The 22,516-nt window shown below is 64.9% G+C and carries 24 protein-coding genes; 20 read left to right on the plus strand and 4 right to left on the minus strand.

The window, feature by feature from the left end; genetic code table 11:
• Positions 1-30: 30 nt before the first annotated feature.
• The 13 genes from WC729_RS08860 to WC729_RS08920 all read left to right on the plus strand — a co-directional run bounded on the left by WC729_RS08860 (position 31) and on the right by WC729_RS08920 (position 12,007).
• A complete protein-coding gene (locus tag WC729_RS08860) occupies positions 31-663 on the plus strand; it encodes a pyridoxamine 5'-phosphate oxidase family protein (protein ID WP_372851730.1) in 633 nt (210 codons plus the stop codon).
• Positions 660-1,133, plus strand: a complete 474-nt coding sequence (locus WC729_RS08865; protein ID WP_372851732.1) for a DUF1348 family protein — start codon at positions 660-662, stop codon at positions 1,131-1,133. Before WC729_RS08860 ends, WC729_RS08865 begins: the two co-directional genes overlap by 4 nt.
• A complete protein-coding gene (locus tag WC729_RS08870; RefSeq protein ID WP_372851734.1) occupies positions 1,133-1,738 on the plus strand; it encodes an NADPH-dependent FMN reductase in 606 nt (201 codons plus the stop codon). The genes WC729_RS08865 and WC729_RS08870 overlap by 1 nt, the downstream gene beginning before the upstream one ends.
• Positions 1,735-2,292 (plus strand): cytochrome P460 family protein, encoded by a 558-nt coding sequence (locus WC729_RS08875; RefSeq protein ID WP_372851736.1) that lies wholly within the window; start codon positions 1,735-1,737, stop codon positions 2,290-2,292. Before WC729_RS08870 ends, WC729_RS08875 begins: the two co-directional genes overlap by 4 nt.
• Positions 2,293-2,428: 136 nt before the next feature.
• A complete protein-coding gene (locus tag WC729_RS08880; RefSeq protein ID WP_372851738.1) occupies positions 2,429-3,241 on the plus strand; it encodes a cytochrome b/b6 domain-containing protein in 813 nt (270 codons plus the stop codon).
• Positions 3,238-3,993: a molybdopterin-dependent oxidoreductase gene (locus WC729_RS08885; RefSeq protein WP_372851740.1), complete on the plus strand. Its 756-nt coding sequence runs from the start codon at positions 3,238-3,240 to the stop codon at positions 3,991-3,993. Before WC729_RS08880 ends, WC729_RS08885 begins: the two co-directional genes overlap by 4 nt.
• Before the next feature lie 43 nt (positions 3,994-4,036).
• Positions 4,037-4,588, plus strand: coding sequence for an ATP-binding cassette domain-containing protein (locus WC729_RS08890; protein ID WP_372851742.1), 552 nt, complete (start codon positions 4,037-4,039; stop codon positions 4,586-4,588).
• Positions 4,589-4,632: 44 nt separating this feature from the next.
• On the plus strand, positions 4,633-4,821 hold the full coding sequence (locus WC729_RS08895) for a hypothetical protein (RefSeq protein WP_372851744.1): 189 nt from the start codon (positions 4,633-4,635) through the stop codon (positions 4,819-4,821).
• A gap of 654 nt (positions 4,822-5,475) precedes the next feature.
• Positions 5,476-6,849, plus strand: coding sequence for a polysaccharide lyase 6 family protein (locus WC729_RS08900; protein ID WP_372851747.1), 1,374 nt, complete (start codon positions 5,476-5,478; stop codon positions 6,847-6,849).
• Complete coding sequence (locus tag WC729_RS08905; protein WP_372851749.1) at positions 6,846-9,047, plus strand: alginate lyase family protein; 2,202 nt, start codon at positions 6,846-6,848, stop codon at positions 9,045-9,047. Before WC729_RS08900 ends, WC729_RS08905 begins: the two co-directional genes overlap by 4 nt.
• Positions 9,048-9,052: 5 nt before the next feature.
• Complete coding sequence (locus tag WC729_RS08910; RefSeq protein WP_372851751.1) at positions 9,053-10,357, plus strand: MFS transporter; 1,305 nt, start codon at positions 9,053-9,055, stop codon at positions 10,355-10,357.
• On the plus strand, positions 10,354-11,106 hold the full coding sequence (locus WC729_RS08915; protein ID WP_372851753.1) for an SDR family NAD(P)-dependent oxidoreductase: 753 nt from the start codon (positions 10,354-10,356) through the stop codon (positions 11,104-11,106). The genes WC729_RS08910 and WC729_RS08915 overlap by 4 nt, the downstream gene beginning before the upstream one ends.
• Before the next feature lie 28 nt (positions 11,107-11,134).
• Entirely contained in the window at positions 11,135-12,007 is an 873-nt protein-coding gene (locus WC729_RS08920; protein WP_372851755.1) for a rhamnogalacturonan acetylesterase, read from the plus strand.
• 66 nt (positions 12,008-12,073) lie between these two features.
• Here WC729_RS08920 and WC729_RS08925 read toward each other — a convergent pair whose 3' ends face one another.
• On the minus strand, positions 12,074-13,108 hold the full coding sequence (locus WC729_RS08925) for a sugar kinase (protein WP_372851757.1): 1,035 nt from the start codon (positions 13,106-13,108) through the stop codon (positions 12,074-12,076).
• Positions 13,109-13,281: 173 nt separating this feature from the next.
• Between WC729_RS08925 and WC729_RS08930 the strand changes: the two genes are divergently transcribed.
• Positions 13,282-16,131, plus strand: coding sequence for a TonB-dependent receptor (locus tag WC729_RS08930; protein WP_372853284.1), 2,850 nt, complete (start codon positions 13,282-13,284; stop codon positions 16,129-16,131).
• 96 nt (positions 16,132-16,227) lie between these two features.
• Positions 16,228-16,974: a FadR/GntR family transcriptional regulator gene (locus tag WC729_RS08935; protein ID WP_372851761.1), complete on the plus strand. Its 747-nt coding sequence runs from the start codon at positions 16,228-16,230 to the stop codon at positions 16,972-16,974.
• Between the two features lie 240 nt (positions 16,975-17,214).
• Here the strand turns inward: WC729_RS08935 and WC729_RS08940 are convergent, their stop codons facing one another.
• Both WC729_RS08940 and WC729_RS08945 read right to left on the minus strand, forming a co-directional pair.
• Complete coding sequence (locus tag WC729_RS08940; protein ID WP_372851762.1) at positions 17,215-17,448, minus strand: glutathione S-transferase family protein; 234 nt, start codon at positions 17,446-17,448, stop codon at positions 17,215-17,217.
• A gap of 7 nt (positions 17,449-17,455) precedes the next feature.
• Positions 17,456-17,818 carry a glutathione S-transferase family protein gene (locus WC729_RS08945; RefSeq protein WP_372851764.1) on the minus strand — a complete coding sequence of 121 codons (363 nt, stop codon included), beginning with the start codon at positions 17,816-17,818 and terminating at the stop codon, positions 17,456-17,458.
• Between the two features lie 232 nt (positions 17,819-18,050).
• Between WC729_RS08945 and WC729_RS08950 the strand changes: the two genes are divergently transcribed.
• Positions 18,051-18,599 (plus strand): TetR/AcrR family transcriptional regulator, encoded by a 549-nt coding sequence (locus WC729_RS08950; RefSeq protein WP_372851767.1) that lies wholly within the window; start codon positions 18,051-18,053, stop codon positions 18,597-18,599.
• A gap of 219 nt (positions 18,600-18,818) precedes the next feature.
• Here the strand turns inward: WC729_RS08950 and WC729_RS08955 are convergent, their stop codons facing one another.
• On the minus strand, positions 18,819-19,154 hold the full coding sequence (locus WC729_RS08955; protein WP_372851769.1) for a hypothetical protein: 336 nt from the start codon (positions 19,152-19,154) through the stop codon (positions 18,819-18,821).
• A 6-nt stretch (positions 19,155-19,160) separates the two neighbouring features.
• Between WC729_RS08955 and WC729_RS08960 the strand changes: the two genes are divergently transcribed.
• The 4 genes from WC729_RS08960 to WC729_RS08975 are packed head-to-tail and all read left to right on the plus strand — an operon-like array spanning position 19,161 to position 22,474.
• Entirely contained in the window at positions 19,161-19,598 is a 438-nt protein-coding gene (locus WC729_RS08960) for a 3-oxoacyl-ACP synthase (RefSeq protein ID WP_372851771.1), read from the plus strand.
• Positions 19,595-20,653 carry a 3-oxoacyl-ACP synthase III family protein gene (locus tag WC729_RS08965; protein WP_372851773.1) on the plus strand — a complete coding sequence of 353 codons (1,059 nt, stop codon included), beginning with the start codon at positions 19,595-19,597 and terminating at the stop codon, positions 20,651-20,653. Before WC729_RS08960 ends, WC729_RS08965 begins: the two co-directional genes overlap by 4 nt.
• Positions 20,646-21,374: an ABC transporter ATP-binding protein gene (locus WC729_RS08970; RefSeq protein WP_372851775.1), complete on the plus strand. Its 729-nt coding sequence runs from the start codon at positions 20,646-20,648 to the stop codon at positions 21,372-21,374. Before WC729_RS08965 ends, WC729_RS08970 begins: the two co-directional genes overlap by 8 nt.
• Positions 21,371-22,474, plus strand: coding sequence for an ABC transporter permease (locus WC729_RS08975; protein ID WP_372851777.1), 1,104 nt, complete (start codon positions 21,371-21,373; stop codon positions 22,472-22,474). The genes WC729_RS08970 and WC729_RS08975 overlap by 4 nt, the downstream gene beginning before the upstream one ends.
• Positions 22,475-22,516: the final 42 nt, after the last annotated feature.

Raw genomic sequence — 22,516 nt, forward strand, 5'->3', positions numbered from 1 at the left:
CCGACGGCATCCTGTGCTGCGGAACCGCTCATGCCTTATGGCTTTCTCGACATCGCCACCACGCCAAGCGTCCATGCAGCGCAGGTCGCCCATGGCAGCGCCGGGCTGTACGAGAAGGTCGGGGCGAACCGGGCGTTCGATCGCTTCGGCCCGACTGAGGAGGCCTTCATCGCCGCGCGCGACAGCTTCTACATGGCGAGCGTGTCGGAGACGGACTGGCCTTATGTCCAGCACCGCGGCGGCCCGCCCGGCTTCGTCAAAATACTCGATGACAAGACGCTCGGCTTCCCGGATTTCCGGGGTAACCGGCAATATATCAGCCTTGGCAACACGGCGACGAACAACCGCGTTGCGCTGATCCTGATGGACTATCCAGCGCGCAGGCGGCTGAAGCTCTACGCCCGGATCGAGGCGCGCGATCTCGCAGCCGACCTCGCCCTCGCTGAAAAGCTCGCTTTGCCCGGCTATCGCGGCGTGCCCGAGCGCGCCTTCCTGCTTCACCTCGAAGCGTTCGACTGGAACTGCCCGCAGCACATCACGCCGCGCTTCACCGAGAGCGAGGTTGCCGCCGCGGTCGCGCCACTGCGCACCCGCCTCGCCGAACTCGAAACCGAAATCCAGGCACTGCGCGACACGCTATTCAACCCCGGAGATTATATATGACGGTGGAACTTCCGCGCGCGCCGCTGCCGCCCTTCACGCGCGAGACCGCGCTGCTCAAGGTCCGTGCGGCGGAAGACGCCTGGAACAGCCGCGATCCGGCACGCGTGGCGCTTGCCTATACCGTCGACAGCGAGTGGCGGAACCGCGACAGGGTGCTCCGGGGACGAGCCGAGATCATCGACCTGCTCACCGCCAAATGGGCGCGCGAGGAGGAATATCGGCTGGTCAAGGACCTCTGGGCGTTCACCGACAACCGCATCGCTGTCCGCTTCCAATATGAATGCCGCACCGATGCCCAATGGTATCGCTGCTACGGCAACGAACAATGGGAGTTCGCCGAGAACGGCCTGATGCGCCGGCGAGAGGCCTCAGTGAACGACGTGCCGATCGCAGCAAGCGACCGTCGCTTTCTGTGGATCGCACCGGCCCCGCGGCCCCAGGGTCATCCCGGCCTGGCCGGTGTGGGCTGATGGCCCGGGTGACACGCATCGTCGCCTTGTCGGGCAGCCTTCGCAGGCAGTCGGTCAACACAGCGCTCCTCCGGGAGATTGCGGCAGGCGCGCCCGACGGCGTCGCCGTGGAGATCGTGTCGCTCGAAGCGCTGCCGCTGTTCAATCCCGATCTGGAGCCGGACCTGCCGCACGCGGTCACGGCGTTCCGGGGCCGTATCGCGGCGGCAGACGCACTGGTCATCGCCAGCCCCGAATATGCCCATGGGGTCAGCGGCGTCATCAAGAACGCCCTCGACTGGCTGGTGGCCAGCGAGGATTTTGCCGGCAAGCCGGTCGCAGTACTGAACGCCGCCCCGCGGGCGCACCATGCCGATACCGCGCTGCGCGAAACCCTCTCGACCATGGCGGCGCGGGTCGTCGAGAAGGCCTCGGTCACTGTCCCGCTGCCGAACGCCGCGCCGTGCCACCCCGCCACCAACGAAATGCTGACCGATGCCCTGGCGGCGCTCGTCACAGCCACGCGCCGGACGATGCCGGGCGAAACGCACGACCAACCCCATAACAACGCAACCGAACAGGAATCCCACCAGCACGCTCCAGCCAATGAGGGAACAGGACAATGACCATGATACGCGCACTCAAGCTGCTATCACCGCTGCTGCTGATCGGCGCGGCGAACGCGAGCGACGCGCCCCGCTATAACGGCGCTGGCGAGCTCGTGGTCCCCGCCGACTATCGCGACTGGATCTTCCTGACCTCGGGCCTGAACATGAACTATGGCGACGAGCCGATCGCCGGGCACGATATTTTCGACAATGTCTTCGTCGATCCGGTCTCCTGGCGCGTCTTCAAGGCAACCGGACGCTGGCCCCAGGGCACGATCTTCGTGAAGGAAGGGCGCCGCGGCGCGACCAACGGGTCGATCAACCGGACGGGGCAGTTCCAGACCGAGCAGCGCGCCTATCTCGAGCTTCACATCCGCGACGCAAAGCGCTTTCCGACCGGCTGGGGATTCTTCGAAGTCGCCGGCGACAAGCCCGCGAAAGTGCTCCCCACCTCGGCGAGCTGCTATGCCTGTCACCAGCAGCACGCCGCGGTCGAGACGATTTTCGTCCAGTTCTACCCGACAGCCAAACCCATCGCGGTAAAAGCGGGCACGTTCGATGCCAGCAAATAGCCCCCCGCTGGTCTGGACGACCCTCATGAACTGGGCGCGGCGATGGTGGCCAAGAACGCCAACAGAGAAGGCCGGCGCGCCCATCCATGGTGCCGCACCGCCAGCTGGAGAAGCCGCGGATCCCGCGCTTCCTCCGGTGCTCGTGCCCCGCGCCTTCTACCGCCACCGGTTGCCGACGCGACTGTGGCACTGGACGAACGCGGTGACGCTCACCGTCATGCTGATGAGCGGACTGATGATCTTCAATGCCCACCCCCGGCTCTATTGGGGACAGGCGGGCGCCAACAGCAATGCGCCGTGGCTGGCCATCGGCCCGACCGCACATGGCGGGCATCTCGTGATTGGCCCCGTCGAGGTGCCGACCGGCGGCGTGCTCGGCCGCTGGCGGGACCAGCAGGGCGTCGAGCGAACCCGGGCCTTTCCCTGGTGGCTGACGATCCCGTCCGGCTACAGCCTCGCCGCCGCACGCCGCTGGCATTTGTCCTTCGCCTGGATCCTGGTGCTTGCCTCGCTCTGCTATCTGGGCGTCGGCCTCGCCAACCGGCATCTCGCGCGCGACCTGATACCGGCCCGGCGCGAACTGTCTCCGCGCCATATCTGGCATGACGTGGTCGAGCACGCCAAACTCCGCTTTCCGACCGGTGCTGCGGCGATGCGCTACGGCATCTTGCAGAAGCTCTCTTATGGCGGGGTCGTGTTCGTGCTGATCCCGCTGGTCATTCTGACCGGCATGACGATGTCGCCCTCGTTCGACGCGAATTTTCCGGTGCTGCCCTTTATCTTCGGCGGCCGGCAGTCTGCGCGGTCGATCCATTTCCTCTGCGCCTTCGGGCTGGTCGCCTTCACGGTCGTCCATCTCGTCATGGTCCTGCTGGCCGGGCCGCTGAACCAGGTTCGGTCGATGCTGACCGGACGATTTGTCATTCCCGTATCGGAGGACGAGACATGATCACGCGCCGCTCACTCATCGGCTCGCTCGGCGCATCAGCCGGCGGCTTGTTGCTCTCCGGATGCGACCGGATCGCCGCGACGCCGGCGGCGCGTCGCTTCTTCGAAGGAACAGAAGCACTCACGCGCGATCTCTCGCGCCTGACCGCATCACGCCACGCGCTCGCCCAGGAGTTTCCCGACGCCCAGATATCGGCGACCTTTCGCTCGAACGGCACCAATCGCCCCGGCAATGCGGACTATGCCGAGCTCGCCGCGAACGGCTTTCGCGACTATCGCCTGAGGGTTGACGGGCTGGTGCGCCGGCCGCTGACCCTGTCGATGGACCAAATCCACCGGCTGCCGCGGCGAACCCAGACGACGCGCCACGACTGTGTCGAGGGCTGGAGCGCGATCGGCAAATGGACCGGGACTCCGCTTGGCGGATTGCTGCGCGACGCGGACCTGATGCCCGCCGCGCGCTATGTCGTGTTTCACTGCGCCGACGATTACGGCTCGAGCAAATATTATGAGAGCATCGACCTGCTCGACGCGTTCCATCCGCAGACCATCATGGCATGGGGATTGAACGGACACGCCCTGCCGATCGCCAATGGCGCCCCGCTCCGGCTCAGGGTCGAGCGCCAGCTCGGCTACAAACACGCCAAATATGTGATGCGCATCGAGGTCGTGGACAGCCTCTTGCGGATCGGCGCCGGCAAGGGCGGTTATTGGGAAGACAGCAACGACTATGCCTGGTTCGCCGGCATCTGACCCGTCACACAGCGATTCCCGACCCTGGCAGGGAGATTAATCCATGAGCGTCCTCAAGATCCGCGACCTGCGCAAGCGCTATGGCGGCAAGGTCGTGCTGGACGGCGTCTCGCATCGCTTTCCGACGGGACTCACCCTGCTCGTCGGCCCTAGCGGCGCCGGAAAATCGACCTTCCTGCGCTTGCTGGTGACCGCGGAAAAACCATCGGGCGGCCAGATGTCGTGGAACGGCGCTGCCCTCCCGACCGCACGCCGAACGCTCAGGCGCACACCCGGCTATGCGCCCCAAGCGGTCGATCTTCCCGAAGCCCGGACGTTGGAGCGAGACTGGGAAGAGGCGCTCGCAGCCGAGCAATCGCTTGGGGCGAGCAGCAACCCGCCCTGGCGGAAGAGCCCGAGCATCTTACCGAGGTCGACCGCGACGCCATACGGCAGTTGCACAGGATATCCCGGCACTTTGGCGCGCGGCATCGACGACGCCACGAGATCGCCAGACCATTGCGCGCATGATGCAGCGTGTCGAGGTCCTCGATTGATCATGCCGACGGATGACGATTCCCGGCACTTGCCAGCACCTTCGAGCAATCCGGCATGACGGTCTTGCGACGACAAACAGGCGAGATTATCGCGCGGGTCGGCGTGAGCGACGCCAAGGTCGGCCTTCGGGCATCGGGATTCATCAATCTCTTGCTCGGTGGCGCTTATCTGGAAGCCGCACTCGGGCTCGACAATCCGGAGCGCGACGCCAAGTTCGAACAGCAAATTGCCCAGGCGGTGCGGTTCGCTATTGCGAATATCGCTGGGCCTGAAGCCGCGGCGTGGTCGTAACGCGATCCTATCAAAGTCGATGCCTTCACCTCTTGACGCCATGATCAGATGCTTAATGGGGGCGGGTCCGCGAAACTGTCGCGGCACGGCACTGGGGGAAAAGGCGCAAGCCGATCCGAATAATGCTTGCGCGACGGCAGAAAAACTAGAGCGCTTCTGATGGCTCCAGCTGCATAGCCAGACACCCGGTTCTGCGCCTCGGACCCTAGCCCGAGTGAAAGAGACCCCGGTTGGGAAGTCGCCGGGCCGCACATGTGTTAGAACGGGGCTCAGCCGGATTTATTGAATGAAAGCACCAATTCGGCTTTCATCTAAATCTCATCGCGCTTGCTCCGGATCGTAGACGATCTGAGCGCAGCTTTCGCCTTGCGCGGCGCGCGATCGGGACGCCTGGTCTTGGCCGGTTGCCTTCCGATCGCGGGATCGACCCGAACGCCTATGGCGAACGGTCGCCTTCATCCGCGAATCCGCCCGCGCAGCCTGGCAATCGCCGACGGCCGCCGCCGGTCGCCTGGTGGACGCGGTCAGCGCCGATATGGTACCACCGCTCGTATAATTGGTCATGTAAATTGGTATTCAGATTACCTTGCGCACTGGCCTCGATATTGTTAGGCCATGGTGATCGACCGTTAGAGCCGGGAGAGGGAGGAAGGCATGCGCGCATTGATGATGACCATCGTCCTGCTGACGCTCGACACACCGGCCGAGGCCCGCGATGTTCTCGTCCACGACCAACCCGCCTACACCGCCGCGGCGAAGCATCTCCAGCCTGGCGACCGCATCATCCTGGCTGACGGCGAGTGGCGCGATTTCCGAATCCATTTCGACGGTGAGGGCACCGAAGCCGCACCGCTCACGCTGACGGCCCAGACGCCGGGCAAGGTGATCCTGACCGGCCAGTCCAGCCTGAACCTGGCCGGCCGCCACCTCATTGTATCGGACCTCGTTTTCCGCGACGGCCATCCCCCGGGCGAAGAGCTGATCGCCTTTCGCGACGGGACGAGGCGCGAGGCCGACGACAGCCGGCTGACCGGCATCGTCATCGACACCTTCAGCAAGCCGGACCGCGCCGACACCGATCACTGGGTCTCGCTTTATGGCCGCAACAACCGCGTCGATCATTCGCATTTCGTCGGAAAGACGAATGGCGGCGCGATGATGGTGGTGGTTCGTGCCACACCGCTCGACAACCATCACCGCATCGACCACAATTATTTCGGGCCACGCCCCGAACTGGGCGAGAATGGCGGCGAGACGATCCGCATCGGCACGAGCGAGCAATCGCAGAGCGACTCGTTTACGACCGTCGAGGACAATTTCTTCGAGCGCTGCGACGGTGAGGTAGAGATCGTCTCGGTCAAATCCGGGGCGAACATCATGCGCCGCAATGTCTTCGTCGAGAGTCAGGGCGCACTGACACTTCGCCACGGCCACGGCAATCTGGTCGAGGACAATGTGTTCTTCGGCAATGGTCTGCCAAAAAGCGGCGGCATCCGCGTGATTAACGAGCGCCAGACGGTGCGGAACAATTATCTTGAGGGGCTGGCCGGCACCGGCTCGTTCAGCGCGCTCGCGCTGATGAACGGCGTGCCCAACTCGCCGCTCAACCGGTACATGCAAGTCCGCGCCGCGTTGATCGAGCATAACAGCGTGATCGACGCGGCGCGCGTGACGCTGGGCAGTGGCGCGAACCAGGAGCTGACGCTGCCACCGGTCTCGACGCGCTTCGTGGCCAATCTGTTCGTGAACCGCAACGGGCCCGATCCCTTCCGCGCGCATGCCGATATCGGCGGGATAAGCTTTTCGGGCGACCTGCTTTACGCCACCGGCGCGCCGGCGCTGTCGATCCCGGTCGAGCGACGCACGGTACCGCTCGCGCGCGCCGCCAACGGGCTGCTCTATCCGACCGATCCAGCGCTCGCCCGGATGGGCACCGCGCGCACGCTGCAGCCCATCCGGCGCGAGGAGACGGGCGTCTCCTGGTACGCCAAACCCGCCGCCTCGCCGCTTCCAGGGAACATCAAATGAGCCGTATCGCCATCCTCCTCGCCGGTGCCGCCTTGCTTGCCGCGGCACCTGTAACGGCGCAGTCCGCCCCCGGCGCGCAGCCGACCCTGTTCCGCGCTGACGAGATGGCCGCCACGGCCAGGGCCGGGGGCAGCTATCCGCTGTTCGCGGCCGAGATGAAGCGGGTGCGGCGGGAAGTCGACAAGGCGATCAAGGCCGGGATCATCGTTCCCGTCCCCAAGGATCCTGGCGGCGGCTACACTCATGAGCAGCACAAGCGAAACTATACCGCGCTCTATGGCGCGGGCCTGCTCTACCGGATCACCGGCGAACGCCGCTACGCCGATTTCGCGCGGGCGATGCTGCTCGACTATGCCCGGCTCTATCCAGGCCTCGGCCCACATCCCGCGCGCCAGGGCAAGAGCGGCGGCCGGCTGTTCTGGCAGAGCCTGAACGACGCGGTATGGGTGGTCTATGCGGTGCAGGGCTATGACGCGATCCGCGATACGCTGAACGATGCCGACCGCGCCACGATCGACGGCAAGGTGTTCCGGCCAATGGCGACCTTTCTGTCCGACGGGCAGCCAGAAGAGTTCAACCTGATCCACAACCATGCGACCTGGGCCTGTGCCGCAGTGGGCATGATCGGTTATGTGCTGCGCGATCCCGCGTTGGTCACCAAGGCGCTGAAGGGCGGCGCGGGCGACGGCAAGAGCGGCTTCCTGCGCCAGATCGATCAGCTCTTTTCGCCCGACGGCTATTATACCGAGGGACCTTATTATCAGCGCTACGCGATGCAGCCCTTCGTGCTGTTCGCCCGCTTCATCGAGGCCAACGAGCCTGAGCGACAAATCTTCCAATATCGCGACGGCGTGCTGCTGAAGGCGATCCGCACCTCGATCCAGCTCACCTATGACGGCTATTTCTTCCCGCTGAACGACGCGATGCCGGACAAGAGCCTGCGGACCGACGAGCTCTATCAGGCGGTGGCGATCGGCTATCAGGTAACCAAGGATCCAAGCCTGCTTGCGATCGCCGAGTGGCAGGGGCGTACCGTGCTCACGCCCGACGGCGTGGCGGTCGCGCGCGACCTGGTGGCGGGCAAGGCCAAGCCCTTCCCGTTCATGTCGCAATTGTTCCGCGATGGACCGCAAGGCGAGCAGGGCGGTCTCGGGGTGATGCGCTCAGGCCCTGGCGACAATGCCGAGGTGCTCGTCGCCAAGAACAGCGCGATGGGCATGGGCCATGGCCATTTCGACAAGCTCTCCTGGATCCTTTACGACGATGGCCATCCGATCATCGTCGATTACGGCGCGGCGCGCTTCCTCAACGTCGAGAGCAAGGATGGCGGGCGCTATCTGGCAGAAAATAATAGTTGGGCGAAGCAGACCGTAGCGCACAACACGCTGGTCGTGGACGAGACGAGTGATTTCGGTGCGAAATGGCAGGCCGGTGAAAAGCTCGCGCCGCGCCAGCTCTTCTGGTCGGGCGACGGCCCGACCAAGGTCAGCACCGCGGAGATGACCGGCGCCTGGCCCGGCGTCACCTTCCGCCGCACCCTGATTCAGCTCCCGGTCGACGGCGGTGAAAGCCCCCTGATCGTCGATCTGCTCGACGTGCGCGGCGACAAGCCCGCCACTTACGACCTGCCGCTCCATTATGCCGGGCAGATCACCGACATCGGCTTCCCGCTGCGCTCGCATATCGCCGAGCGCCCGGTGCTCGGCACCGCCAACGGCTATCAGCACATCTGGGTCGATGCGACCGGCACGCCCGGCATGGGCAATGCGACGCTCAGCTGGATCAACGACAAGCGGTTCTACACCTATCGGATGCTGCCGCCCGCCGGCGCGACGGTGATCCTGGGCGAGAGCGGCGCCAACGATCCGAACTTCAACCTGCGCCGCGAGCCGCTGCTGATCGAGCGCGTGACGGGCGCGACGGACGCGCAATTCGTCAACCTGCTCGAGCCGCACGGCGTGTACGACGCGTCGGAGGAAAAAACCGTCGCCAGCAAGAGCCGGGTCACGCAGCTCCGTCATATCCGCACCGCCGATGCGGACCTGATCGCAATCGATTTCATCCACGGCGGCCGTGTCCTGCTCGCCATCGCCCTTACCAGCGATGGGGCGACGGCACACAGTGCGACCTTCGATGGCCAGAAGCTCGACTGGAAAGGACATTTCGCGCGCTTCGACACCGGGGCGTCAGCGAAATGAGGGCGGTGCGCAAGATCAAAGGCTTACGCTGGCTCATCATCGCGCTGATCGCCTCCGCCACGGTCATCAACTATATCGACCGCAATGCGCTTGCCGTGATGTGGCCTGCGGTCTCGCGCGAGATCGGCGCCGACAAGTCCGATTATGCCTTGCTGGTCACTGCGTTCATGCTCGCTTATGCCGCCGGCCAGACGCTGTTCGGACGCCTGCTCGACACGATCGGCACGCGGATGGGCTTCGTCCTTTCCATCTCGATCTGGTCGGTGTCGATCGGGCTCCATGCGTTCGCCCGTTCGCTGGGCGTGCTGACGCTGTTCCGCGTCACGCTGGGAGTGAGCGAGGCGGGCAACTGGCCCGGCGCGGTCAAAGCCAATGCGTTGTGGTTCCCGCAGCGCGAGCGTGCCCTGGCGCAAGGCATCTTCAATTCGGGCGCCGCGATCGGCGCAATCATCGCCGCGCCTGCGGTCGCCGCGCTGTACGGCGCCCTGGGCTGGCGCATGACATTCCTCGTGATCGCCACGCTCGGGCTGCTCTGGCTCATTCCGTGGATCGCGGTCTATCGCGGGGATCCCGATCGGCATCCCTGGCTGAGTGATGCGGAACGCGCGTTGATCGCCGCGCCCGCGGCGGACGCCGAGCGCGGGCGCGGGGAGGCTCCGGCGCCCGGCATGCTGGCGCTCCTGCGCTACCGCCAGACCTGGGCGATCCTGCTTGCGCGCTTCTTCCTCGATCCGGTCTGGTGGCTGTTCGTCTCCTGGCTGCCGATCTATCTCGCCGAGACCTTCGGCTTCGACGTGGTGCAGATCGGCCTGTTCGGCTGGGTTCCATTTGTCGGCGCGATGCTCGGCAGCCTTGGCGGCGGCTGGTTTTCGGGCAAGCTGATCGCGCACGGTTGGCCGACACTCAAGGCGCGCAAGGTGACGATCACCATCGGCGGCGCGATCATGTTGCCGGCCCTGATGCTTACCGCCCTGGCGTCGACGCCGCTTGCCGCGGTGTTGCTGATCGCGCTGATCCTGTTCGGCTTTCAGGTCGCCATCAACAATATCCAGACGATGCCGGGCGACTATTTCGCCGGCGGTGCGGTAGGGTCGCTCGCCGGGATCAGCGGCACCGCTGCGGTTGCCGGCACGCTCATCACCACCTGGCTCGTTCCGGCGATGACGCGGCACGGCTACGCGCCAATCTTCGCGCTCGCGGCAGCGATCGTTCCACTTGCACTGCTTTCGGTCTGGCTGCTCGGTCGCGGGTTGCCCCGCGGTCCGGGCGCCCATTCATCCAATGTCGACAACCAACGGGAAACAGCATGAGATTCAAGGACAAGGTCGCCATCGTGACGGGCGGCGGACGCGATATCGGCAGGTCGATTTCGCTGCGGCTCGCAGCCGAGGGCGCCAAAGTGGTGGTCAATTACCGCAGCGACCGCGCCTCGGCGGAAGCGACCGTCGCCGCAATCGAGCGAGCCGGGGGCACGGCAATCCTGGTCGAGGCCGATGTGGCCAGCGCCGATCAGGTCGCCGCACTCATCGCCGCCACCACCGCGGCGTTCGGTGACCGGATCGATGTGCTGGTCAATGTCGCGGGCGGCATGGTCGCACGCAAGCTGCTCGCCGAGATGGACGAGGCATTCTTTGACCAGGTCATGGCGTTAAATCTCAAATCCGCCTTCCTCGTAACCAAAGCGGCGCTGCCACATCTTGGCGAGGGCAGTGCGATCGTGAACCTCTCCTCACTCGCGGGCCGCGATGGCGGCGGGCCGGGTGCCTCGATCTACGCGACCGCCAAGGGTGCGTTGATGACGCTAACCCGCAGTCTCGCCAAGGAACTGGGTCCGCACGGGATCCGCGTCAATGCGTTGTGCCCCGGCCTGATCGGTACCACTTTCCATGACACTTTCTCGAAACCGGAGGGCCGCAAGGCAACCGCAGGCAACACGCCGCTGCGGCGCGAAGGCCATCCCGACGAAGTCGCCACCGCTGTCGCCTTTCTCGCATCGAGCGACGCCGCCTTCGTCACCGGGGTCAATATGGACATCAACGGCGGTCTCGCCTTCTCGTGACGGACCGCAGCATCCTAGGAGGGACGCAATGCTGAAATATGGACTTGCACTGCTGGCGCTCGGCATGCCCGCAATCGTGATGGCGCAGATCGGTGCCGAGCCGACGGCACGACGAGAGCCGCGCGTCGATGCGCCGCCGATCAAGGCCGACAAGCTTATCCTGGTCGGCGATTCGACCATGGCGCCGGGGAGCGGCTGGGCCTCGGTCTTCTGCGCATACCATGTGAAGTCGACGCTCGCCTGTCTCAATCTTGGCCGCGGCGGGCGCTCGACGCGGAGCTACCGCGCCGAGGGTTCATGGACCATCGCGCTCAACGAGGCAAAGGCAGCAGGCTATGGCAAGGTCTATGTGCTGATCCAGTTCGGTCATAACGATCAGTCAAGCAAAGGCGAGCGCTGGACCGACCTCGCCACCGAATTCTCCGCCAATCTGAGCCAGATGGTGACCGACGTTCGCGAGACCGGCGCGGTGCCGGTGCTGGTGACACCGCTCAGCCGCCGCGAATTTCGTGACGGCAAGCTGCAGAACACGCTCGTCCCCTGGTCAGACGAGGTGCGCAAGGTCGCCAGTGCCATGCAGGTGCCGTTGATCGACCTCAACCGTGACAGCGCCGCAGTGGTCCAAAAGCTCGGGGCGGCCGACGCGACCGAGCTCGCACAGGCGCCCCCCCTCCCCGAAGAGCTCGAGGCGGCGCGCAAGGGCACCACGCTTAGGCCGCGACCCGCTGTCGAGGCGCGGGAGCCGGCAGGAGAACCGCCCGCTACGGGCCCGCGCGGGCGTCTTCAGCCAAAATTCGACTACACGCATCTCGGCGAGGCCGGCGCGCGGGTAATCTCGAAGATCATCGCCAATGATCTCGCCGTCACTGTGCCCGGGCTGCGCAGTCAACTACTGCCCTGAGCCAGCGCCAGCGACCATAGCCGAATGGGGTGCGCGCCCGTGTGGCGCGCCTCCCTTTCCCACGGTTCAGCGACGGACATCGCCTCCTTCGACCGCGAACGCCGCCAGGTCCTCACGCCCGAACAACGCAACATCGCCCGCCACGCTATGCTTGAGACAGCCAAGCGCCAGCCCGAGTTCGGCGGCCTCGCACGCCGCCTTTTCGAGCATCAGTCCGTGCAGCACCCCCGCGGCGAATGCATCTCCGCTGCCGATCCGGTCGATGATGCCGGTCACCCTCACCTCGCACGTCTGGTGGCTGACCTCGCGACCGTCGATCCGCGCGGCGATGCGGTGGCAGCCGACCGTTTCCACATGCCGTGCGGTAGATGCGATCAGCGAAAGGTTCGGAAAGGCCTCGAATCCCACCAGCGCGGCCTCGCGGCGCCGCGTCTCGTGATCGCTCGAGAATTCCCGATCGAGTAGTAGGGTCATGTCGCGGTGATTGGCGAAGAACAGGTCGGCATGGGCGACCAGTTCGTACAGGATATCTCGCGGGCGGCTGTCCCAACGTTCCCACAACCGCGGGCGGTAATTGCCGTCGAACGAGATGCGGACACCAAGCGCGCGCGCCGCCGCCATGGCGTCGCGGGTCGCCACGGCGAGCTGGGGACCAAGCGCCGGTGTGATGCCCGAGACATGTAGCCAGCGCGCGCCCGCGAGGATCGCGCGCCAGTCGATAGTGGACCAGTCCGTCCGGGCAAAAGCGCTGTCCGCTCGATCGTAAAGAATCTCGGAAGGGCGCAGTGAGGCGCCGGGATCGAGGAAATACAGGCCTTGTCGTCCCGGGCAACGGAAGGCGTCGCGCAAATCCACCCCGGCACCGCGCAGAAAATGCCATGCCCCGTCGCCGAGTGCGCCTTCGGGCACCGCCGTTACCAGCCCTGCGCGGTGACCGAGCGCGACAAGCGCGACGGCGACATTCGCCTCGGCCCCGCCGACATGAAGGTCGAGTCGCCCCGCAGCCGCCAGCCGCGTACCGCTTGTGGCGGAGAGCCGAGTCATCACCTCGCCGAAGCAGACGATCTCCGGAGCACCGCCATCACCTTGTTTTCCAGCCAAGTTCGCTCCCAAACCCTATGTGCTATACCAATATGGGAGGAGCACCATGAAATTGGTATTTACTTTTTCTCGACTCATTGGCAACATCTGGATCATAAAATTGGTATAAACATAATGGGGAGGATGGAATGGCTGCTTTATCGGGCTGTGGGGCCAGTCGTGGCGTGAACCGCATGCGTCTGGCGCTGCTTGCCGGAGCCTCAATCGCGACGCTCGTCGGCGGCGCGCCGGTACGAGCGCAAAAGGCCGGCAGCACCGTGCCGGACAAGGCAGCCCCTTTGCCGCAGGACGACCAGGCTGCTGCGGCTGACATCATTGTCCACGGCATTCGCGAGACGATCCAGAATTCCATCCAGACCAAGCGTACGTCGGACACGATCGTCGACGCGGTCTCTTCCAGGGAGATCGGCGAACTGCCCGGCCAGTCGGTCGGCGAAGTGATCGCGACGATCACCGGCGCGACGATCGACCGCGCCAATTACGGCCCCACCGAAGTCTCGATCCGCGGGCTCGGCTCGGGCCTCAGCCTGACCACCTTCAACGGACGCGAGGCGACCAATGGCAGTGGCGACCGCGCGGTGAATTTCGGCCAGTTCCCGGCCGAGCTGTTCAACGCGATCAAGATCTACAAGACCCAGCAAGCCGATCTGATCGAAGGCGGGGTCGCCGGTGTCATCGAGCTCGAGACACGCAAGCCGCTCGATTACCACCGCCAGCAAATCCAGGCCGAACTCAAGGCCAACTTCAATCCCTATCAGGATCGCATCACCGGCCAGGGTGCGTGGGGCTGGCGCGGGACAGTCAGCTATATCGACCAGTTCAAGGCCGGTGCGCTCGGCGACGTCGGAATTTCCATCGGGTACCAGCGCAACGTAGTGAACGATCCGGTCGAGCGCTTCTATACCAGCAGCACCTGGTTCACCTGCAACGCGGCGATCGTCTCGACCAGCAATTGCACCGAAGTCAGCCGCCAACAGGGCAATTCGGGCACGCCCTTTTTCCATGCGTCCAACTCATATCTCTATCGCCAGATGATCACATCGGACCTGCGCAACGCCGTGTTCGGCACGTTGCAGTGGCAGCCGAGCCCGACGGTCAACGTCAATCTCGACGTGCAGTATTCGCGCCGCCAATATAGCGAGACGCGCAACGACTTCGGCACGGCCGAGGGCCGCTTCAATCTCCACAATGTGGTGATCGGCGACAATGACCAGTTGCTCTCGGCCGATGGTTCGGCGACGCTGCAGACCATTTCGGGCCTGTTCGTCCGCGATGAGAAATATCTGGGCCTCGGCGGCAACGTCGAGTGGAAGCCGACCGAGCGGCTGACGGTGGGTGCCGATGTCGGCTATTCCCATACGACGCGCCTCGACATCACTCGTCAGGTCCGCCTGCGTACCGATCCTTTCAACATTTTCGGCACGCGCACGGCGATCAACAACCAGCGCATCCCTTATCATGTCGATTTCACCCAGAGCTTCCTGCCGACCTTCACCTATGATCCGCGCTTCAGCCCGACCGATTACACCGCGTTCAGCGACGATACGCGGCTGACCCGTTCGCAGGACGGCCGCGACGACGAGATCTATTCGGCGCGCCTTGACGCCAGCTACAAGCTCGACGGCTTCATCGAGCGCGTTGATATCGGCGGCCGCTGGGCGCAGCGAAAGTTCTTCGGCTACAGCAATGACGTCAATATCGACCAGGCCGATCTGGCAGTGGACCGCACGGTCAACATCGCCTGCCGCACGCCGTTCCCCGAGCGGGGGTTCTTCTCGGACGCGCCGAGTGCCGCGATCACCAGCTACGCGACCTTCGACGTCCTTTGTCAGTTCCGCAATTATCTGGGCACCGAGGATCCCGGCAACAGCGGCGACCTGCGTGCGGTCGAGAATGCGGATGTCACCGAAGAGACCTTGGCCGGCTATGCGATGGCGACCTATTCAGGCCATCTCGGCAACATTCCCGTCCGCGGCAACTTCGGCATCCGGGGCGTCCACACCGAAGTCACCGCGCGTGGCCTGCGCAGCGGCCTCGATGTGATCAATAACACCGACGGCTCGATCAGCCTGCGCGCGAATGGCAATTTCGCGACCACCGAGGTCAAGTCGGGCTCGCTGCGCTGGCTGCCCAGCCTCAACGCGATCTTCGACCTGAGTGCGAAGAGCCGCCTGCGCGTCGGCCTTTATCGCGCCATGTCGCGCCCGGCGCCCAGCGCGCTCGGTGCCGGCCGTCAGATCACGCTCGAGACTGGTACCGGCTTCCCGTCGGTCGCCGACGCGATCAACTCGATCATCGCCACCGGCAGCCCGCGTCTCAAGCCCACCATGTCGTGGAACGCCGACATGGCGCTGGAATATTATGCCAACAAGGACACGCTGCTTGCCGCGACGGTCTATTATAAACGCTTCACCGGCGGCCGGATCCCGATCGAAACCAACGAGGACTTCACGATCGGCGGCACCAATTACGCGGTGCCGGTCACCCAGACCACCAACAGCAACGATCAGAGCGACCTGTACGGCCTCGAACTGACGCTTTCCAACCAGTTCACTTGGCTGCCTCACCCGCTCGACGGGCTGGGCGCGAAGCTGAGCTACAATTACGCCTGGTCGAATTTCAAGACGCAGGACATCCGTTACGGCGACGTGATCGATGCTTCGGGGAACCTTACGCCGGGCCTGATTCCGCCGGCAGGCCTCAGCGGCTATTCGAAACACGTCTTTTCGGCACAGCTCTTCTACGAGCTCGGCCCCGTCTCGCTCCAGGGCATCTATCGCTATCGCTCGCGCTATTATCAGGCGTTCACGAGCGATAACACGCAGCTGCGCTATGTGGAGGGATACAACACTTTCGACGTGAATCTGGGCTTCAAGCTCAACAAGATCGCCGACATTCGTTTCCAAGCGCTCAACATCTTCAACGAACCACGTGTCGAATATATGCCTGTGGTCGGCAGCACGCGGAACGTGGAATATTACGGGTCGCAATATTTCCTCAGCTTGCGCGTCCGTCTGCGTTGAGCGATGACTAGCGCGGGTTTGCGGACCAATTGCCTATTCCAAAGCGGTGCGGACTGAGGCATGTCTGGCAAAGGACCCAACTGAACTGAGGATATTATGGCCGAACGCCGTCTCTTCCAGGACATCGCCGAACGAATGGCGACAATGATCGCGGAGGGTGCCTTCCCCCCCGGTTCGCGGCTTCCGGGCGAGCGGGAAATGGCGGAACGGCTCGGCGTCAGCCGGGTGACGATCCGTGAAGCCGAGATCGCGCTACAGGCGCAGGGGCTGGTGCGGATCAAGACCGGATCGGGCGTTTATGTCTGCGATCGGTCTGAAGTGGGCGTCGGGGCGCTGCCCGTCGTCAGTGCGTTCGAGTTGACCGAAGCGCGTTCGCTTTTTGAGTCGGAGGCAGCGGCGTTGGCGGCGCCGACCATCACCGACGAGCAGATCGAAGTGCTGGAGATGCTGCTCGCGCAAATGTCCGAAGCCGATGACGGCAGTGCGGCGGCGACCGAGGCGGACCGCTCCTTCCACCTGACGATCGCCTCCGCCTCGGGCAACGAGGCGATCATATATGTGATCAGCACGCTGTGGCGGATGCGCACCGAAATTCCCGAGATATGTTCGCTCCACGCCTCGGTCTGCCAGCATGACGAAGGGACACGTCATGATGAACACGCCGCCGTTCTCGAGGCGCTGAAGAAGCGCGACTCCGTCGGCGCCCGGCAGGCCATGCGCCAGCATTTCAGCCGATTGCTCGAGGCAATGCTCGACGTGGCCGAGGAGAAGCAAATCAGCGAACTCCGTCGCAAGGTGGACGCAAGCCGGGCTCGCTTCCTGATCACCGCCCAATTTCCCTGATCAGGTGCGTGGGAGCGATGATCTGCGGTCATGGCCAGCCAATATCGGGCTTTCGCGCGACATAACTGACGAGGCATGCCCGACAAGGAGATTTACAGGATGAGCCTCCCGGTTCCTTCGGCCCGGTGGTCATGTTAGTCCCACGGGTGATCGTCGTGGACCGTCTTGAGGCCAGGCCCCGAAAGCACGCGGAATAGCCTGAACGTCGCGGCTTTTTCCAAGGTCGCGACGGCCCGAACTTTACGCAACCGCGCCTTCGCGCAGCGGGGCGAAGTCGATAAGGGGCGCCGGGATCGTGATACCCTTGGCGACCGCAGGCCTGGCCGACATTCGCTCGAACCACGCGCCGAGATTGGGATAACCCGCGACGGGATAGAAGGACGCGACCGCAGTGTTCACCCAGCCGAAATGGGCAATGTCCACAGTGGAAAAATCACCGCAGAAATAGTCGCGTCCCTCAAGCAACCTGTCCATCACGGCCTCAAGCCGAGCCGCTTCGGCGTCGTATCTTGCGGCGCTGGCCGAAGATCGGACCAATGGACGCGGCCTGGAAGAAGAGAAGCTGGAGCGCGTCGAAGCGGCGGGCGGCGTCGGTTGGCATCGGCCGTCCGGCCTTTCCGGCGAGGTAAAGCAGGATCGTATTCGACTCATAAACGGTGAGGCCGCTATCGGTATCGACAATGACCGGGATCTTGGCGTTCGGACTCAGCGCGACGAACTCAGGTGCGAACTGCTCGCCGACAAATGTGTTCACCGGCCTGATGACATAGGGCAGGCCGAGCTCCTCAAGCGCGATGCTGATCTTGTGCCCGTTCGAGGTGTTACGGGTGTACAATTCTATCATCACGATACCCAGGCTGGGTTGGAGGCGAATTTCTGGAACGTGATGTCTATAATATCAATGAGGCTGGTATACTGCAGATGTCGGTCATACCCAAGCAAATGCAGATACTTGATAAGACCCTTCACCGCTTTCCGCATGGGCAAACACCTGATAAAAGAACGATAGGGATGTATTAGGGAAGCCCCGTGGTCGGCCACGTGAGTTCGATACGGACGTCGCGCTCGAAAAGGCGATGCGCCTCTTCTGGACGCAAGTGTACGAAGCAACGACGATGTCGGACATCGTCCGCACCCTCGAACTCAGTCGCGCCAGCCTCTACGCTGCCTTTGGTGACAAGGAGGCCCTGTTTCTCCTGATTCTGAAGCGATATGCTGACATATTCTTCGCACGTCCCTTGTCGGCGCTCTCCGAATTTGCCGATCCCAGAATGGCGGTCGGCACCTTACTGGAGCGCACCGCTGAGCTTTTGATCGATGCTCGGTTGCCCAGCGGATGCCTGCTCTCAAACACGGTGCTCGAATGCGCCGCCGGACCACCCGCGATCGCGCGTACGGCCACCGCTGGCGTCAGTGGCCTCGAGGACGCTCTCTATCAGACGCTCCACCGTGGACGCAGCGCCGGGTATCTCGAAGCCGAGGTCGACATTCGGGCGCTTGCTCGGTTCTTTACTGGCGTCGCCCAAGGCATGGCGCTCGTGGCGCGCGCAACGTCCGACGCGTCCGGCGTTCGTGACATTGCCATAACCAGCCTCCAGGCTTGGCCTTCCCCGCCTGCTGCATGACAAGTCCGCCGACGGCTATCGGGAAGGGAAAATCGACTGTTTCTTGTCTGCCGGTATCTCACGGGATTGCTGACGATCGCCGTTGCAACGCGGTGAGCTGAAGCCACCCTTCCGACACCGGGCGATCGGCCACGGCGTCCGTGGCGTCGCGCCGAATCCTGCCGTCTCCGTCTTCAGCCTGGACGGCTCGCCCGCACTCGGTGTCGTGCCAGGCCCCGGTCATTGTAACCGATCGACGGCAATCGACGAACTAGGCAGGACCCAGGGCGCACAGGGCGAAGGATCGCGATTTTGGACGGCACTCCAGGGAGCGGTTACGTAAGCCTGCCGCGCTGTTTCAACTTCGCCCACAAACGCGATACGCAGCCGGAACGTCCACGCCTGCGGATCCAGCTCGACGATCGCCCGGCGGCGGCACTCGCGGCACTGCTTCCGCTCCTCGGATGCGGCGAGGAAGCAGCTGAAATGGCATTTGGCTGTCTTGCGGAATGCCAACTGAAGGATAATCGCGCCGCCCCGACCCTTCGCGCCATCGCCGAGGAAGAACGACTGCACGACCTCTTGATCCGACAGCTGCAGCGCGGCCTGCCCGAGGCAGGGCAGGATGCGGTTCAGATCGAGGCAGCACGCCGGTTCCATATCGGGCTGGTCCGCGGTGGCACCGCACTGCATCTCGCCCGGATCGCGGCGCTCGATTCTGCCGTCTGCACGATGTTCGGCCGACTGCTGCGGCAAGGTGAGTCGATCGCCGCCGACCCCGCGGTCGCCTCGATCCTGCGGCGGATCCACCGTGACGAGGCGCGCCATGTGCGCGTGGCGCGCAGGCTCGCGCTCGAAACGGGATCGGCTCCGGCGATGCGCGACGCTGCGGCGGCGGCGCGCGACGGTCTTGCCGATATCCTGCTGCTCGCCCGCGACGCCTTTGAGGATCTGCAGGTCGATCCTGCGTCACTCGACCGCGATATCAGACGGCTGCCTGACGGGCTGCTCGTGGCATGATCGCCCCGATACTCCCGGACCGGGCCTGGCTGTCGCGTGGAAGGGTGACGGTGCTCGGCACAGGCCATGTCTTGCCCGGCCCGGCGTTATCGACCGAGATGCTGCTCGACCGGATCGCCGCGCGGTTCGATCTTTCCCGCCGCCGCGAAGCGCTGGCGGTAGCGCGGCGCATGGCCATCGACACCCGTCATGTCTGCCGCGATTTCGCCGCTGCGACGGAGGCCGCCCGACCGGGCCAGTCCAATCCCGACCTCGCGGCGGCGGCGGTCACCCGGGCGCTGTCGGACGCAAATCTCGCGATCGACGATATCGGTTATCTGATCGGCCATACTGCGACCCCGTTCCAGCCGCTGCCCGGCAACATCGCCTTTGTCGCCGATCGGCTGGACTATCGCGGCCCGCATCTCGAGTTGCGCCAGGCCTGCACGGGCTTTGCCAACGCGCTGATGATCGCATTCGGACTGCTGGCGGCACCAGATGCCCGACCGGTGGCGATCGTCGGCTCGGAGACCGGCTCGCTATTCTTCGACCCCGGCCGGATCGCGGAAGATTCAGGGCAGCTGGTAAACATGGTGCAGATGGGCGACGGCGCCGGCGCGATTGTCCTTGGGCCGGCGACGAGCACCAGCGACAGCATTGAGGCCGCATGGTTTGGCGCAGTCGGCCTCGGCCGTGCGCCGGGCCTGCAGATGCGCGGCGCGGGCGCCCGCGAGTTCGATCATGACTTCGCCGCGATCCTGTCGTCGGGCGCAATGCTGTTCGATGCCGGCAGGGACGCAGCGAGCCGGCACGGCGTCGCGCTCGACGCTGTCGACACGATCATTCCGCACCAGGTGAGTGGCCGGATCGGCATGCAGAGCGCCGCGCATTTCGGCCTGCCCGTCGAGCGCTTCTTCGTGAACGCCGACCGGCTGGGCAATACCGGTTCGGCTGCGATCTGGCTTGCGCTCGCCCAGCTTCGCGAGGCTCGCCCCGCCATGGGCACGCGCGCGCTCATCCTCGGCGCCGAGGCGACCAAATATATGCATGGCGGCTTTGTCTATGAGCATGGCTGAGCCGCTGATCGACGTCGCCGGCCTCGCAAAAAGCTACGGCTCACGCACGGTCGTGCGCGATGTGACGCTGCGCCTGATGCCGGGCGCGATCGTTGGCCTCGTCGGCGCCAATGGCGGCGGCAAGACGACGACGCTGCGCATGTTCGCCGGACTGCTCCGGCCGGACCTGGGCAGCGGCACCATAGTCGGCGACGACATCCGGCGTCCTGGCGCCGCGCGCCGCGCCCGGATCGGCTATATGCCGCAACGGCTTTCGCTCTACCCCGAGCTGACCGTCGCCGAGAATCTGCGGTTTCGGGCCGATGTCCATGGGCTGGTGGCCGCAAGGGACCATGTCGCGGCGGCGGCGGCGCGCTGGGGTCTCGACCCTGTCCTCGCGACGCGGTTCGAGCGCCTTTCCGGCGGCTGGGGCCGGCGCGTGCAGTTCGCCGCGACGATGCTTCACGCACCACCTCTGTTGCTGCTCGACGAGCCGACCGCGGGTCTCGATGTGGTCACCCGCACCCACATCTGGCGTTGGCTGATCGAACTGGCCGGGCGCGGCCACAGCGTCGTCATCGCGACGCACGACCTGGCCGAGGCCGAGCGCTGCCCCATGATCCTGCACTACCGGGACGGCCAGGTGGAGGGCCCGATCGCGCCGTCGGACCTGATCGAAAAGAGCGGGACCGCGACGCTCGAGGCGGCGGTCGCGGCGCTCGCACCCGCAGCGATGCTATGATCGCGCTGCGACGCATCGCGGCGGTCGCCCGTGTCGAGCTGTTACGGCTGATACGCTCCCGCACGACCTTCACCTTGCTGGTCCTGGTGCCCGCGCTGCAGGTCTTGCTGTTCGGCTATGCGATCCACCCGACCGCCGCGAGCGTCAACGTCGCGGTCGCTGCGCCAACACCCGCCAATGCCGCCGACGCGGCCCGGGCGCTGCGCCGCCTGCCGGGACTGACCGTCATCACCGGGCCGTCCAGTCCCGGTTCGGCTGAAAAGGCGGTGCGCGCCGGTCGCGCACTGATCGGCATCGAAGTGCCGGCGCTCCGCTCGTTCGCCAATCCGACCCAGGTCCAGCGCCCCTTGCTGATCGTCGTCGACGGGACGAACGCCGCGCTGACCAATGCCGCGGTCGCGCGGATCGAGGGCGGCTATTGGCGGGGGCTGGCCGAGCGCGCAGAGGCCGCCGACAGCGGTCCCGGCATCGCCGTCGAGCGGCTCTACAATCCCGAGGCGCGCGCCGACTGGACTTTCCTGCCATCGCTGATCGGGGTGACGGTGATGATCGCGATGGTCATGCTCGGCAGCCTGAGCCTCGCGCGCGACCGCGAATCCGGTAGCTGGGAGGGATTGCTCGGCCTCCCGCTCGCCCCGCCAGAGATCTTTTTCGGCAAGCTCCTGCCTTATGCGGTGATCGGCACGGCACAGGGTCTGCTGGTCCTGGCGGCGGGCGTCATGCTGTTCGACCTGCCGACGCGCGGCAGCGTCGTCGCTCTGATCCTGTTACTGCCGCTGTTCGCGTCGGCGCATGTCGCGCTCGGCTATGCGATCTCGGTCAGGGCGAGAACCCAGCTCGCGGCACTACAAGGCGCCGTCGCCTTCTATCTGCCCGCGATGCTGCTGTCGGGCTTCCTCTATCCGTTCGAGACTTTGCCGTCATGGGCGCGCTGGATCGGCAACGCCTTTCCGCTCACCCATTTCATCCGCGCCGCGCGCGCGGCGCTGCTGCAGGGCGCGGGGGCCGCCGAGGTGCTGGCGCGTGGCTGGCCGATGATCCTGTTCCTTTTCGCCGCGACCGCTGCGGCGCTGCTGGCGCAGGCACGCCGGCTCGACTGACCCGGCACTGTAACCGGATCTCCGGTCAAACCGAATGGGACA

It is taken from the genome of Sphingomonas sp. (genome assembly GCF_041661825.1).
In the GTDB taxonomy this organism is placed as follows: domain Bacteria; phylum Pseudomonadota; class Alphaproteobacteria; order Sphingomonadales; family Sphingomonadaceae; genus Sphingomonas.

Coding starts and splice junctions, on each gene's coding strand:
- WC729_RS08860 (WP_372851730.1), top strand. CDS start 31: ATGCCTTATGGCTTTCTCGACATCGCCACCACGCCAAGCGTCCATGCA.
- WC729_RS08865 (WP_372851732.1), top strand. CDS start 660: ATGACGGTGGAACTTCCGCGCGCGCCGCTGCCGCCCTTCACGCGCGAG.
- WC729_RS08870 (WP_372851734.1), top strand. CDS start 1,133: ATGGCCCGGGTGACACGCATCGTCGCCTTGTCGGGCAGCCTTCGCAGG.
- WC729_RS08875 (WP_372851736.1), top strand. CDS start 1,735: ATGACCATGATACGCGCACTCAAGCTGCTATCACCGCTGCTGCTGATC.
- WC729_RS08885 (WP_372851740.1), top strand. CDS start 3,238: ATGATCACGCGCCGCTCACTCATCGGCTCGCTCGGCGCATCAGCCGGC.
- WC729_RS08890 (WP_372851742.1), top strand. CDS start 4,037: ATGAGCGTCCTCAAGATCCGCGACCTGCGCAAGCGCTATGGCGGCAAG.
- WC729_RS08900 (WP_372851747.1), top strand. CDS start 5,476: ATGCGCGCATTGATGATGACCATCGTCCTGCTGACGCTCGACACACCG.
- WC729_RS08905 (WP_372851749.1), top strand. CDS start 6,846: ATGAGCCGTATCGCCATCCTCCTCGCCGGTGCCGCCTTGCTTGCCGCG.
- WC729_RS08915 (WP_372851753.1), top strand. CDS start 10,354: ATGAGATTCAAGGACAAGGTCGCCATCGTGACGGGCGGCGGACGCGAT.
- WC729_RS08920 (WP_372851755.1), top strand. CDS start 11,135: ATGCTGAAATATGGACTTGCACTGCTGGCGCTCGGCATGCCCGCAATC.
- WC729_RS08930 (WP_372853284.1), top strand. CDS start 13,282: ATGCGTCTGGCGCTGCTTGCCGGAGCCTCAATCGCGACGCTCGTCGGC.
- WC729_RS08935 (WP_372851761.1), top strand. CDS start 16,228: ATGGCCGAACGCCGTCTCTTCCAGGACATCGCCGAACGAATGGCGACA.
- WC729_RS08940 (WP_372851762.1), bottom strand. CDS start 17,448: ATGGACAGGTTGCTTGAGGGACGCGACTATTTCTGCGGTGATTTTTCC.
- WC729_RS08945 (WP_372851764.1), bottom strand. CDS start 17,818: ATGATAGAATTGTACACCCGTAACACCTCGAACGGGCACAAGATCAGC.
- WC729_RS08950 (WP_372851767.1), top strand. CDS start 18,051: ATGCGCCTCTTCTGGACGCAAGTGTACGAAGCAACGACGATGTCGGAC.
- WC729_RS08965 (WP_372851773.1), top strand. CDS start 19,595: ATGATCGCCCCGATACTCCCGGACCGGGCCTGGCTGTCGCGTGGAAGG.
- WC729_RS08970 (WP_372851775.1), top strand. CDS start 20,646: ATGGCTGAGCCGCTGATCGACGTCGCCGGCCTCGCAAAAAGCTACGGC.
- WC729_RS08975 (WP_372851777.1), top strand. CDS start 21,371: ATGATCGCGCTGCGACGCATCGCGGCGGTCGCCCGTGTCGAGCTGTTA.